Below are 11,870 nucleotides of genomic sequence, written 5' to 3'. Positions count from 1 at the left end.
CCCCCTGAGTCAGGGGGCGATTCGTGCCGCAGGCACGAATGGGGGTGTGGAAGCGCAACGGCGGGGCCCAAGGTTTGCGCAGCAAACTTTGGGAGGTACCCGGGCGCGGCCGGACATCGCCCCCTTGTAGGAGCTGCGTAAGCTGCGACCGAGTTTTCCCGCGCAAGCCTCATCGCGGCTTACGCCGCTCCTACAGTTGAATGCACCTAGGCTTGAGCCTGCCTCATCCCAGCCGCGCGATCACCGGCGCCGCCTGCGCCTCGCGCCCGAGCGCGGCGCCGACGCGCTGCAGAGCATCGGCAAGCGCGGCCGGCGTATCCGCGCGCAGCGTCGCGTGTCCGACCTTGCGTCCGTCGCGCGGGGATAGAAGTAGCGCGGATTCACATCCTTATCGCCCATCTCGCACCATACTTAGAGCGGCACAGCACGCGTGCATGCCTTTTGAGTACCAACTTGCAGCGACTAACAGCCAACGATGCCACACCTGCGCCGCATAATAAATATTGCGCAGCGCATTATTGACCAGCACACCTACGACCCGCACAACCTAAATACGCGACCCTCATAGAACCCAACGCCCCAATCAAAGGAGACGGCGACTACAGACAACATACTTGATGATTTGAGCGTCAAAACGCCCAACTCGATTCAACATAAAACACCCACCACATGACCAACATCAAGACAAAACCAGACATGCAACACCTAATGCCCGGCTGAGCATACTCACAGCTCCTTACCGGAAACTGATTCGGCCGCATGAGTGGCCAAGGAACTCACAGGATGATGAATCATGCCCCTTCTAAGAAAAGCTACTCAGATCGCTATTGCGGTGACATTCGCCATTTGCTGGCAGCACGCCGAAGCCGCAGATCCGATTGAGCTTCGCAAGATTGACTTCTCACATGCACGGGGCACATATCAGGCCGCATCCCAGCAAGCACGATCGCCCTCGGAAAAGCGCGCACTTCATGCGTCGCTCGTCCGTCTCGAGCAGGGCTCGGACCTCAGACTGCTGAGAAACATAAAAACAGCGCAAGGAACCACGTATCGCTACGAACAGCTTTACGACGGTATCCCGGTCTACGGTGAGCAAATCATCGTGCACGAAGACACGAAGGGAAACCTGCAGTCTGTCTGGGGCCGAATGATGCTCGGACTTCGAGCAGACGTCCCGGATGTTCGCCCTCGCATCCCCGGTGCTCGAGCCATCTCGATCGCGACGCAGACTTGGCAAGCCAAGTTTCTTGCTCCCTCAGATGTACGTGAAGAGTCAGCAGAGCTCTTCATCTACAAAACGAGAAATGACACTGCATTGCTCGCATACGTGGTGAAGTTATTTGTCGCATCCGATACAGAGTCCGGCCCCGCCGAACCCACCTATGTAATCGACGCAATTTCAGGGCAAATCATCGCGTCATGGAATTCCTTAACTGCTGGGACAGCGAGTGGCTCCGGAGGCAATTTTAGTACGGGAAAGATCATCTACGGGTCAGGTTCAGTCCCACCATTCGAAGTCACGTACACAGACCCACCAGCCAACAGCCAATGCGCGATGATGGCAAGCGTCATTACAGTCAACAATACTGGAACAAGCGACGAGAGCTCGACCGCACCATATACGTTCCCATGCCCAGACAATACGCCAACAAATGACACTAACGGCGGCTTTTCCCCCCTGAATGACCTTCAGTTCCATGGCGTCAAAGTCATGAACGCAATGAGCAGCGTCATGACCGGAACCTCAATTGGAACCCCCTATTTAAGGGGCCACCATGTGATAAGCGGAGGAGGCATTCCCAACAACGCTTACTGGCGAGGCAATGGCGCGCACTTTAGCGACGGCGACGCATTGCATTTCCCATGGACCACGCGAGATATCGTTGCACACGAACTTGCCCATGGATACACGAATGCGGCATCAGGACTTTTGTACCAGGAGACGGGAGCTCAGTCAGGCGCGATCCATGAAGCGTTTTCGGACATCGCGGCAGAATATGTCGAATACGTTGAAACAGGAACAAACGACTTCGACTTCGCCCCTAACATAATAAAAAACGGAGGCATTGTCAGGACGCTTTCCAGCCCAACACTGGATGCCGTTTCAATCGATCACGCATCCAACTGGACCACATCAACGATTGCACACCATGGGGCGGGAGTTTTCAACAAGGCCTTCTACTTGATCGCAACAACCCCAGGTTGGGACACAGAGATGGCATTTCGCGCTTTTGCACTTGCAAATGAGATGCACTGGTTTGGCAACACCGACTTCAATGACGCCGCCTGCGGCGTTGAGCAGGCGGCGACGACATTGTCCTATGACGTTTCACAGGTAACATCTGCGTTCACATCGGTTGGCGTTGCGTGCGAATTCAAATGGGACCAAGGCTCCGCCGAAGGACTACATGGAGGTCCCACCCCAACCTTCTCACAGCAAGGCCACACCATTACAAACGGCGCCGAACCAACTAACGGAATGGTCGGATTCGTAGCACGCGGAAACATTTCTCACAGAACAGGAAAGCGCTACGTCGAATTTGAAATAGTTTCACAAGGAAATTCCATCGAATTTCCATATAGCGGACACACATGCCTATTTTTGTCCGACATAGGCGTGGAATTTGAAGGCAATGCCGGCGGGACAGGAAATTGGGCGCTGTGCTGGTATGCAGACGCAAACAGCTCGCCAAATGCAAATTCCTATCCATGGTATCGCTTGCCCGGCGAAGATTATCCATCCGGAGTTGGCGTTGAAAGTTGGATTATTGGCCCCGGAGACACCATCGGCATGGCGGTTGACTTTGACAACGGCAAGGTATGGTTTTCGTTCAACGGCTCTTGGTACGGAAGTCCATCAACAGGTTCGTCAGCACTTTGGGACCAGGCAGATTACCCTGCAGAGCATGCTCTTACCGGCATCGTTATCGAACCGAGAGTGTATAGCGAATTTCAAAATCTATCGGTCCGAATTCGAGGTAACTACACGGACCAACAGTACGCTTTACCCACAGGGCATCTTCCTTGGGGCGAATGATTCTTGCGTACTACCTGCCTGAGGGTCGGCGCGGAAACCCTACACCCATTCCGCGCTGACCTAGTTGTAAGCGTTTGTCAATGTTGTTGTCCACCTCGGCAACTCCTAAGCAAGCCGGGCAGAATATGAGACGATTTGACCCGGTTTACCTAGGCTTACCTAGAGGGCAGCCGCGCGATCACCGGCGCCGCCTGCGCCTCGCGCCCGAGCGCGGCGCCGACGCGCTGCAGGGCATCGGCAAGCGCGGCCGGCGTATCCGCGCGCAGCGTCGCGTGGCCGACCTTGCGTCCGTCGCGCGGCGACTTGCCGTAGTCGTGCCAATGGCCGCCGGGCTCCTCGAGTACCGGCAGCGGGTCCGGCATCGCTCCGATCCAGTTCAGCATGCAGGCGTGGCCGAGCATGCCGGTGTCGCCCAGCGGCAGGCCCAGCACCGCGCGCAGGTGGTTCTGGAACTGGCTGGTCTGGCTGCCCTCGATGGTCCAGTGGCCGGAGTTGTGCACCCGCGGCGCCAGCTCGTTGGCCAGCAGCTCGCCGTCGCGGCAAAAAAGCTCCAGGGCGAACACGCCGACGTAGTCCAGCGCCTCGGCCAGTTTGCGCGCGTACTCGATCGCGGTCGCGCGCAGCTCCGGATCGGCGCTGGCCGGCGCCAGGCTGGCCGAGAGCACGCCGTCGACGTGCCAGTTCTCGGTCAGCGGCCAGGTCCGGAACTCGCCCTCGCGGCTGCGCACCGCGACCACCGACAGCTCGCGCTGGAAGGAAACGAAGCCCTCGACGATCAGGCCGACCGTCGCCGCCTGCGCGCCCAGCGCCTGCCAGGCCGCGTCCAGGTCGGCCGGCGACTTGATCCGGAACTGACCCTTGCCGTCGTAGCCGAGCCGGCGGGTCTTGAGGATGCAGGGGGTACCGACCTCGGCGATCGCCGCATCCAGTCCGTCGCGGCTGTCGACCGTGGCGAACGCCGGCACCGGAATGCCGAGCTCGCGGAACAGGGTCTTCTCGGCAAGCCGGTCCTGCGCCACCGCCAGCGCGCGCGGGTTCGGGAACACCGGCACGCGCGCGGCCAGCCATTCGGCCGACTCGGCCGGCACGTTCTCGAAATCGAAGGTGGCCACGTCGACCCGCGATGCGAACTCGGCCAGCGCCGACTCGTCGCGGTAGTCGCCGACGACCATCGGCGCGAACTGGCCCGCGCAGGCGTCGGCGGCGGTGTCCATGACCAGGAAGCGCAGTCCCAGCGGCGCGCCGGCCAGCGCCATCATCCGCGCCAGCTGGCCGCCGCCGAGAATCCCGACCGTGGTCATCGGCCGATCGGCGGCCGCCCCGGGATCATTGGCGCTCATCGGCGCGGATCGTCGTTGCCGGCGACATCCTCGGTCTGTTTCTGGCGGAACGCATCCAGCGCCGCCCCGATCTCCGGCCGCTCGACCGCCAGCATCGCCGCCGCGAACAGGGCGGCATTGGCGGCGCCGGCATTGCCGATCGCGAAGGTCGCCACCGGAATCCCGGCCGGCATCTGCACGATCGACAGCAGCGAGTCCATGCCGTTGAGCGCCTTGCTCTGCACCGGCACGCCCAGCACCGGCACCGGCGTCTTCGCCGCCAGCATGCCGGGCAGGTGCGCGGCGCCGCCGGCACCGGCGATGATCGCGCGCAGCCCACGGCCACTGGCGCTGGCGGCGTACTCGAACAGCACGTCCGGTGTGCGATGCGCGGAAACCACACGCACCTCGTGCGGCACGCCCAGCAGCTCCAGCCGCGCGGCGGCATGCTGCATGGTCTCCCAGTCGGATCGCGACCCCATCACGATGCCCACCAGCGGGGCGGGATCGGCCTTGCTGTCTGTCATGGCTTGGCCCAACGTCGGAACATTATTGGAAGCCGGGTATTCTAGGGCTTCCTGCCCCTCACCCGGTAGGAATCCGTCGTCCGCCCCGGCGCCGACGGCGTCAATCCGCCGCTCCCGGGCCGCGTTGCCGAGTCCACGCACCGCCCGGGGCACATGCCCGCCCCCGAAATTTCCGGATGCCCATGGACCGCAAGCTGCTCGACCTGCTCGTCTGCCCCACCACCCGCCAGCCACTGTCGCTGCTCGACGCCTCCGGTCTGGCGAAACTGAACGCCGCGATCGCTGCCGGCGGCATCGTCCGCGGCGACGGCAGCCCCCAGGGCTCGGCGCTGGCCGAGGCCCTGATCACCCGCGACCGCAAGACCGTCTACCGCGTCGACGACGGCATCCCGGTGCTGCTGGCCGAGGACGCGATTGCGACCGCCCAGGTCGAAGGCATGGAGACGCCATGAACGCGCCGGTGGGGCCGACCGCCCCCGACCCCACCCGGGTCGCGGCCGACGTGGCCGCCGCGCTGGCCGAGGACCTGGGCGACGGCGACGTCACCGCCGCGCTGCTGCCCGACGCCCCCGACTGCGCCTATCTGCTGTGCAAGGAGGACGCGGTGGTCTGCGGCCGGCCCTGGTTCGAGGGCTGCCACCGCGCGCTCGACCCCGAGGTCCGGATCGACTGGCGGGTGAGCGAGGGAGACCGCGTCGCCGCCGGCACGGTGCTGGCGATCCTGCAGGGCCGCAATCGCGCCCTGGTCAGCGCCGAGCGCGCGTCGCTGAACTTCATGCAGACCCTGTCGGGCACCGCCACCATCACCGCCGCCCATGTCGACGCGGTGCGCGGCACCGGCACCGGCATTCTCGACACCCGCAAGACCCTTCCCGGGCTGCGCCATGCGCAGAAGTACGCGGTCCGTACCGGCGGCGGCGTCAATCACCGGATGGGCCTGTACGACACGGTGATGCTGAAGGAAAACCATGTCCGCGCCGCCGGCTCGCTGACCGCGGCGATCCGCGCCGCGCGCGCGATGCAGCCGACGCTGCCGTTGATCGTCGAGGTCGAGTCCATCGAGCAACTGCGCGAGGCCCTGACCGAGGGCTGCGACCGTGTGCTGATCGACGACTTCACCCCGCAGATGCGCCGCGAGGCGGTCGCGATCGCACGCGCGACGCCGTTCGACGGCCGCATCCCGCTGGAGGTGTCCGGCGGCGTCGACCTGGCCGGGCTGCGCGCGATCGCCGAGGACGGGGTCGATTTCATCTCGATCGGTGGGCTGACCAAGCACGTCCGCGCGATCGACCTGTCGCTCAAGCTCGGCCCACCGCCGGGCTGAACCCCACCGCCCTCTTGATCCCGGTCGCCGCCGCCAGCATCTGGGGTTGACCGGGCCCGATGCCCTCAGTCCACAAGCGCCCATGCCCACCGCGATCGTGCTGATGCTCCTAGGCGCCCTAGGCTATGCCTGGTGGAACGCGTCCCGCGCCGCCGCCGAACAGGCCGAGCGGCTCGGCCGCCAGGCCTGCCAGGCCGCCGGCGTGCAGTGGCTGGACCAGACCGTGCACGTGACCGACCTGCGCCTGTGCCGCCACGACAATGGCTGGCTGGGGCTGGAGCGGACCTTCCGCTTCGATTATTCGCTCAACGGCGACGACCGCCACAGCGGTCGACTGACCCTGCGCGGCGATCGGCTGGTGACCTTCAGCGGACCGGTACTGCCGTCGCGGGAGCTCTCGTAGCAGCGGAACGTCGCGAGCGGACCTTCATCGGAGCGCCCCATCGCGGCTTACGCCGCTCCTACGGGATGCGATACAGCACGGCCTCAGCCCCCTTCGCATCGCAGGCACGAATGGGGATGTGGAGACGCAACGGCAGGGCCCAGGGTTTGCGCAGCAAGTCTTGGGGTTCCCGGCCCCAGCCCGGAGATCGCGACCGGACTATTTGACGATGCGCAGATGCCCGGTGCGGCGCGGTCCGCTGGGCGGGGTGTCGTCATCGCCCTCGGTGGAGGACGCGCTCGGCACCGCACTGAGCGACGGGGCCGCGGCCGGAGCCTCCTGCCCGCCCTCGTCCGACGCATCCGCCTCGCCCTCCTGCAGCGGCTCGGACGCCTCGCCATCGGCGGCTTCGGCGCCGACCGCGGCGTCCTCCGGCAGCGCCATGCCCTGCCCGGTCTCGCGCGAATAGATCGCCAGCACCGCTTCGATCGGCACCAGCACCGAGTGGCTGACCCCGCCGAAGCGTGCGCTGAAGCTGATCAGCTCGTTGCCCATCTCCAGGCGCGACACCGCGCGCGCGGCGACGTTGAGGATGATCCGCCCCTCCTTGACCGCGTGCGCGGGCACCTGCACGCCGGCCCGGGTCGCGTCGACCAGCAGGTGCGGAGTCATGTCGTTGTCGGCGATCCATTCGTACAGCGCACGCAGCAGGTACGGGCGGTGGCTGGTCATGGCGGGGGCGTCGCTTGCGGGCATATCGTCAACTGCTGTGGCGGGCGGCGCCGCCGATGGATGGAGAAAGCGGGCGCGGCACGGCCGGCGGCTCGGTTGCCCACAGGGTACACCCGTTGCGCGGACGGCAAAGCCGCCGCGGCCACCGTTCATGGTCGCGCGAGCGTCCCGGCGGCAACCGCGGGTTTCAAATGGGCAGGTCGTTCAGCTTGCGCTCGTCGTCGCTCAGGCTGCGGGCGAAACCGGGGCTGCGGAAGATCCGGTTGCCGTAGTCCTCGATCGCCTTGCCGTCCTTGGGCAGCGGCACCCCCAGCGACGGCAGCCGCCATACGATCGGCGCCATCGCGCAGTCGGCCAGGCTCATTTCCGGATTGAGGAAGAACTTGCTGGCCTTGAACAGCGGCACCGACGCGGTCAGCAGTTCCTTCAGCCGCTTGCGCCCGGCATCGGCCTGGGCCTTGTTGCCGAGCTGGATCGCCTGCACCTGCGGCACCCAGTCGTGCTCGAGCCGCAGCATCGCCAGGCGCAGGCGCGCCCGCGACAACGGATCGACCGGCATCAGCGGTGGATGCGGATAGCGCTCGTCGAGGTACTCGCTGACCACGCTGGCGGCGTACAGCACCAGTTCGCGCTCGACCAGGGTCGGCACCGAGTGGTAGGGATTGAGATCGACCAGGTCCTCGGGCGGATTCTGCGGATCGACCGGGATCAGATCGTAGGTCACGCCCTTCGCCGACAGCACCAGCCTGACCCGATGGCACAGCACGCAATCGGTCGAGGAAAACAGTGTCAGGGCATTACGCATACGTGGGCTCGCCGCCATCATCGACCTCTCCAGGGGACCGGCGGTGATGATCTCGCCCCGGTCATGAAGACGCCGTCCACCCCTTGTGAACGGTCGCCAAGACCCCGAGCCTGCCTGTTCAGCGTGCGTCCGTAAAGTGCCGCAGCGGCCGCGGCACCAATGCGCGGGGGCCCCGGCCGTCGGCCGGGAACCCCGGGATGCCGCGCGAGCCTTACTTCACGTCGCGCCAGAATTCCTTCTTCAGCAACCAGGCCAGGAAGGTGAACATCGCCAGGAACAGGATCGCCCAGACGCCGATGCTCTGGCGCTTGAGCGCGGCCGGTTCGCCGGCGTACTCGAGGAAAGCAGTGATGTCGCGCGCGGCCTGACTGAAGCCCTCGGCGTCGAGCTTGCCGGCATGGGTGACCTTCAGGCCGGTGACCGGCCGCTCGCCGGTCGCGTCGGGCTCGCCGAACTCGGCATGCTGCAGGCCCTGCAGTTCCCACAGCGGGTTCGGCATCGAGGCGTTCGGGAACAGCTTGTTGTTCCAGCCCAGCGGACGCGACTCGTCCAGATAGAACGACTTCAGATAGGTATAGATCCAGTCGCTGCCGCGCGAGCGCGCGGTCAGGCTCAGGTCCGGCGGCACCTGGCCGAACCAGGCGCCGGCCTGCTCGGCCGTCATCGCGACCTGGATCTGCTCGCCGAACTTGGCGCCGGTGAAGTTGAGGTTGTTCATCACCTCTTCTTCGGTCAGGCCCAGGTCCTCGGCCATGCGCGAGTAACGCAGGTACTTGAGCGAGTGGCAGCCCGAGCAGTAGTTCATGTACAGCTGGGCGCCACGCTGCAGCGACGCGCGGTCGCCCAGATCGGTGCCGGCGTGCTGCAGGTCGCCGCCACCGGCGGCGAGGGCGCCGGCCGAGACCAGCAGTCCGGCGGCAAGGATGGCGAGCTTCTTGAAGGTACGCATCATCTGGAAAGACTGGCCTTTCATTGAGACGTTCGCGCCAGGACGCGCGGGCTCTTGAGCGGGAACCTGCATCATGTCAGTCATGCATCGTCACCCGTTCCGGCACCGGCTTGGTCCTGTCGAGCTTGGTCCACACCGGCATGGTGATGAAGAAGGCGAAGTAGAAGAAGGTCAGCACGCGACCGACGATGGTCTCGACCGGGTCGGTACCCGGGCCGGCGCCGATCTTGCCCAGCCACAGGAACGACGCCGCGAACGCCAGCAGCATCACCCAGGAGAACACGCCGCGGTAGCGGTAGGACTTGACCTTGGCGCGGTCCAGCCACGGCACCAGGAACAGGATCGCGATCGCCGAGAACATCACGATCACGCCGGCCAGCTTGTCCGGCACCACCCGCAGCATCGCGTAGTACGGTGTGTAGTACCACACCGGCTTGATGTGCGCCGGAGTGACCAGGCGGTTGGCCTCGACGAAGTTGTCGTGCTCCAGGAACCAGCCACCGAACGCCGGCGCGAAGAAGATGATGAAGGCGGCGATGATCAGGAAGAAGCCGACACCGAACAGGTCCTTGACCGTGTAGTACGGGTGGAACGGAATGCCGTCCTTGGGCTTGTTCGCGTCCCAACGGTTGCCCTTGGGACCCTTCTTGATCTCGACGCCGTCGGGATTGTTGGAGCCGACCTCGTGCAGCGCGCCCAGGTGCAGCACGACCAGCAGCAGCAGCACCAGCGGCAGCGCGATCACGTGCAGGGCGAAGAAGCGGTTGAGGGTGGCGTCGCCGGGCAGGTAGTCGCCCATGATCCACTCGACCAGGCCGTTGCCGATCACCGGGATTGCGCCGAACAGCGAGATGATCACCTTGGCGCCCCAGAACGACATCTGGCCCCACGGCAGCACGTAGCCCATGAAGGCCTCGGCCATCAGCACCAGGTAGATCAGCATGCCGAGGATCCAGACCAGCTCGCGCGGCTTCTGGTAGCTGCCGTACATCAGGCCGCGGAACATGTGCAGATAGACCACGACGAAGAACAGCGACGCGCCGGTGGAGTGCATGTAGCGGATCAGCCAGCCCCACTCGACGTCGCGCATGATGTACTCGACCGACGAGAACGCTTCCGCGGCCGACGGCTTGAAGTGCATCGTCAGGAAGATGCCGGTGACGATCTGGTTGACCAGCACCACGATGGCCAGCGAACCGAAGTAGTACCAGAGGTTGAAGTTCTTCGGTGCGTAGTACTCGGTCATGTGCTTGCGGTACGCCGGCATCATGCCGGGCGCGCGCGCGTTGACCCAATCCATCACGTTGTTGGCGGTACGGGCGATGATGTTGGACATGACTTACGCGGCCCCCGAGGTGTTGGACTGCGAGGGATCGACACCGATGACGATGGTGTTGTCGTCGGCGTAGTGATGCGGCGGCACGACCAGGTTGGTCGGCGCCGGAACGCCCTGGAACACGCGCCCGGCCATGTCGAAGCGCGACTTGTGGCAGGGGCAGAAGTAGCCGCCCTTCCACTCCGGATCGAACGGTTCGGGGCGGATCTCGGCCTTCATCTCCGGCGAGCAGCCCAGATGGGTGCACAGGCCGACCAGGACCGAGACGTCGGGCTTGATCGAGCGCAGCTCGGGATTGCCCTCCAGCACGTAGGCCGGCTGCTGCTCCGGGTTCTCCGACATCGGATCGCGCAGGTGGCTGTCCAGGGTCGGCAGCGCGTCGAGGATCGCCTTGGAACGCTTGACGATCCAGATCGGCTGACCGCGCCACTCCAGCACCAGGCGCTGGCCTTCCTGCAGCGCGCTGATGTCCGCGGTGACCGGTGCGCCGGCGAGCTTGGCTCGGGCGCTCGGGTTCCAGGACTTGATGAACGGCACTGCCGCAATACCCGCGCCGACGGCGCCGACCACGGCGGTGGTCGCCGTCAGGAACCGGCGTCGACCGGTATTGACGGGCTCGTGGATAGGATCGTTGACCCCTTGGTTGGCCATCCGGCACTCCGCAAACACAAGAATTCGAAGTCCACCGCGTGCCCGCCACTGGCGACGGCTCGCGGCTCATAAAGACGGGAAAGTGTAACGGAAGCCTTAACGGCCAGACAATCCATGGACGCGATCCGTGAGCCCGATCGCGCCCCGGCGGGGCCTTGCGGCCGCCCCGGAGCCCGCCCCGGCGGGCCTCAGCGCTGGACCACGGCCTGCCGGTAGCGCTCGGCCAGGACCCCGACCCGCTGCACGTAGCGCTGGGTCTCCCGGTACGGCGGCACCCCGTTGTACTTGTCGACCGCGCCCTCGCCGGCGTTGTAGCCGGCCGCGGCCAGGGTCAGGTCGCCGTTGAAGCGCCGCAGCAGCCAGGCCAGGTACTGCACCCCGCCGCTGATGTTCTGGGTCGCGTCGAAGGCGTCACTGACCCCGAAACGGCGCGCGGTCGCCGGCATCAGCTGCATCAGGCCCTGGGCGCCGGCGCGCGAGATCGCGCTGGGGTTGTAGGCGGACTCGGCATGGATCACCGCCCGCACGATCGCCTCCTCGACCCCGTAGCGCAGCGCGGCGGCGGCGATCTCGTCGCTATAGGCCGAGGTGTTCAGCCGGACGTTGCCGAAGTTCACCCCGCTGCGCGCGGAACAGGCGAAGCAGGTCTCGATGAAGCTGTAGTTGATCGTGCGCACCGGGCTGGCGCTGGCCAGGTTGCGCGGCCGGCTGCTGGTGTAGTGGCGGACCCCGTCCTTGATGTACGAGTAGACCTGACCGGACACCACCCGCGACCCGGGCGAACCGCGGCGCACGCTCTGGATCGGCG

At 65.3% G+C, this 11,870-nt stretch carries 12 protein-coding genes and 1 pseudogene; 4 read left to right on the top strand and 9 right to left on the bottom strand.

Features of this window, described 5'->3' with window-relative positions; translation table 11 throughout:
• Positions 1 to 223: 223 nt before the first annotated feature.
• Positions 224 to 358: pseudogene (locus FKV24_RS13055) on the bottom strand (5-(carboxyamino)imidazole ribonucleotide synthase); the annotation flags it as partial.
• 435 nt (positions 359 to 793) lie between these two features.
• On the opposite strand from FKV24_RS13055, the gene FKV24_RS13050 reads away from it, so the two are divergent.
• On the top strand, positions 794 to 3,037 hold the full coding sequence (locus FKV24_RS13050) for a M4 family metallopeptidase (protein ID WP_141482675.1): 2,244 nt from the start codon (positions 794 to 796) through the stop codon (positions 3,035 to 3,037).
• A 155-nt stretch (positions 3,038 to 3,192) separates the two neighbouring features.
• Here the strand turns inward: FKV24_RS13050 and FKV24_RS13045 are convergent, their stop codons facing one another.
• Both FKV24_RS13045 and purE read right to left on the bottom strand, forming a co-directional pair.
• Positions 3,193 to 4,338: a 5-(carboxyamino)imidazole ribonucleotide synthase gene (locus tag FKV24_RS13045; protein WP_141482677.1), complete on the bottom strand. Its 1,146-nt coding sequence runs from the start codon at positions 4,336 to 4,338 to the stop codon at positions 3,193 to 3,195.
• A 35-nt stretch (positions 4,339 to 4,373) separates the two neighbouring features.
• On the bottom strand, positions 4,374 to 4,883 hold the full coding sequence (gene purE, locus FKV24_RS13040) for a 5-(carboxyamino)imidazole ribonucleotide mutase (RefSeq protein ID WP_111265812.1): 510 nt from the start codon (positions 4,881 to 4,883) through the stop codon (positions 4,374 to 4,376).
• A gap of 182 nt (positions 4,884 to 5,065) precedes the next feature.
• Between purE and FKV24_RS13035 the strand changes: the two genes are divergently transcribed.
• The 3 genes from FKV24_RS13035 to FKV24_RS13025 all read left to right on the top strand — a co-directional run bounded on the left by FKV24_RS13035 (position 5,066) and on the right by FKV24_RS13025 (position 6,610).
• Positions 5,066 to 5,335, top strand: coding sequence for a Trm112 family protein (locus FKV24_RS13035; protein WP_141482674.1), 270 nt, complete (start codon positions 5,066 to 5,068; stop codon positions 5,333 to 5,335).
• Positions 5,332 to 6,207 (top strand): carboxylating nicotinate-nucleotide diphosphorylase, encoded by an 876-nt coding sequence (nadC, locus tag FKV24_RS13030; RefSeq protein WP_141482673.1) that lies wholly within the window; start codon positions 5,332 to 5,334, stop codon positions 6,205 to 6,207. The genes FKV24_RS13035 and nadC overlap by 4 nt, the downstream gene beginning before the upstream one ends.
• Before the next feature lie 82 nt (positions 6,208 to 6,289).
• Positions 6,290 to 6,610 (top strand): DUF3301 domain-containing protein, encoded by a 321-nt coding sequence (locus FKV24_RS13025; protein WP_141482672.1) that lies wholly within the window; start codon positions 6,290 to 6,292, stop codon positions 6,608 to 6,610.
• A 198-nt stretch (positions 6,611 to 6,808) separates the two neighbouring features.
• Here the strand turns inward: FKV24_RS13025 and FKV24_RS13020 are convergent, their stop codons facing one another.
• The 6 genes from FKV24_RS13020 to FKV24_RS12995 form a co-directional block, all read right to left on the bottom strand.
• Positions 6,809 to 7,345 (bottom strand): ClpXP protease specificity-enhancing factor, encoded by a 537-nt coding sequence (locus tag FKV24_RS13020; RefSeq protein ID WP_170288305.1) that lies wholly within the window; start codon positions 7,343 to 7,345, stop codon positions 6,809 to 6,811.
• A gap of 163 nt (positions 7,346 to 7,508) precedes the next feature.
• Positions 7,509 to 8,144, bottom strand: a complete 636-nt coding sequence (locus FKV24_RS13015; protein ID WP_111267974.1) for a glutathione S-transferase N-terminal domain-containing protein — start codon at positions 8,142 to 8,144, stop codon at positions 7,509 to 7,511.
• Between the two features lie 193 nt (positions 8,145 to 8,337).
• Positions 8,338 to 9,075 carry a cytochrome c1 gene (locus FKV24_RS13010; protein WP_141482676.1) on the bottom strand — a complete coding sequence of 246 codons (738 nt, stop codon included), beginning with the start codon at positions 9,073 to 9,075 and terminating at the stop codon, positions 8,338 to 8,340.
• A 76-nt stretch (positions 9,076 to 9,151) separates the two neighbouring features.
• Positions 9,152 to 10,411, bottom strand: a complete 1,260-nt coding sequence (locus FKV24_RS13005; RefSeq protein ID WP_111265808.1) for a cytochrome b — start codon at positions 10,409 to 10,411, stop codon at positions 9,152 to 9,154.
• Positions 10,412 to 10,414: 3 nt separating this feature from the next.
• Positions 10,415 to 11,062: a ubiquinol-cytochrome c reductase iron-sulfur subunit gene (gene petA, locus FKV24_RS13000; RefSeq protein ID WP_111265807.1), complete on the bottom strand. Its 648-nt coding sequence runs from the start codon at positions 11,060 to 11,062 to the stop codon at positions 10,415 to 10,417.
• A gap of 188 nt (positions 11,063 to 11,250) precedes the next feature.
• On the bottom strand, positions 11,251 to 11,870 hold a 620-nt coding region (locus FKV24_RS12995), incomplete at its 5' end, for a lytic transglycosylase domain-containing protein (RefSeq protein ID WP_141482671.1).

Origin of the sequence: Marilutibacter maris (genome assembly GCF_006546735.2) — a bacterium.
GTDB lineage: Bacteria > Pseudomonadota > Gammaproteobacteria > Xanthomonadales > Xanthomonadaceae > Marilutibacter > Marilutibacter maris.
The sequence above is the reverse complement of the archived record's forward strand: the minus strand, read 5'-3'. Positions and strand labels throughout refer to the sequence as shown.

Coding starts and splice junctions, on each gene's coding strand:
- FKV24_RS13050 (WP_141482675.1), top strand. CDS start 794: ATGCCCCTTCTAAGAAAAGCTACTCAGATCGCTATTGCGGTGACATTC.
- FKV24_RS13045 (WP_141482677.1), bottom strand. CDS start 4,338: ATGACCACGGTCGGGATTCTCGGCGGCGGCCAGCTGGCGCGGATGATG.
- purE (WP_111265812.1), bottom strand. CDS start 4,883: ATGACAGACAGCAAGGCCGATCCCGCCCCGCTGGTGGGCATCGTGATG.
- FKV24_RS13035 (WP_141482674.1), top strand. CDS start 5,066: ATGGACCGCAAGCTGCTCGACCTGCTCGTCTGCCCCACCACCCGCCAG.
- nadC (WP_141482673.1), top strand. CDS start 5,332: ATGAACGCGCCGGTGGGGCCGACCGCCCCCGACCCCACCCGGGTCGCG.
- FKV24_RS13025 (WP_141482672.1), top strand. CDS start 6,290: ATGCCCACCGCGATCGTGCTGATGCTCCTAGGCGCCCTAGGCTATGCC.
- FKV24_RS13020 (WP_170288305.1), bottom strand. CDS start 7,345: ATGCCCGCAAGCGACGCCCCCGCCATGACCAGCCACCGCCCGTACCTG.
- FKV24_RS13015 (WP_111267974.1), bottom strand. CDS start 8,144: ATGGCGGCGAGCCCACGTATGCGTAATGCCCTGACACTGTTTTCCTCG.
- FKV24_RS13010 (WP_141482676.1), bottom strand. CDS start 9,075: ATGCGTACCTTCAAGAAGCTCGCCATCCTTGCCGCCGGACTGCTGGTC.
- FKV24_RS13005 (WP_111265808.1), bottom strand. CDS start 10,411: ATGTCCAACATCATCGCCCGTACCGCCAACAACGTGATGGATTGGGTC.
- petA (WP_111265807.1), bottom strand. CDS start 11,062: ATGGCCAACCAAGGGGTCAACGATCCTATCCACGAGCCCGTCAATACC.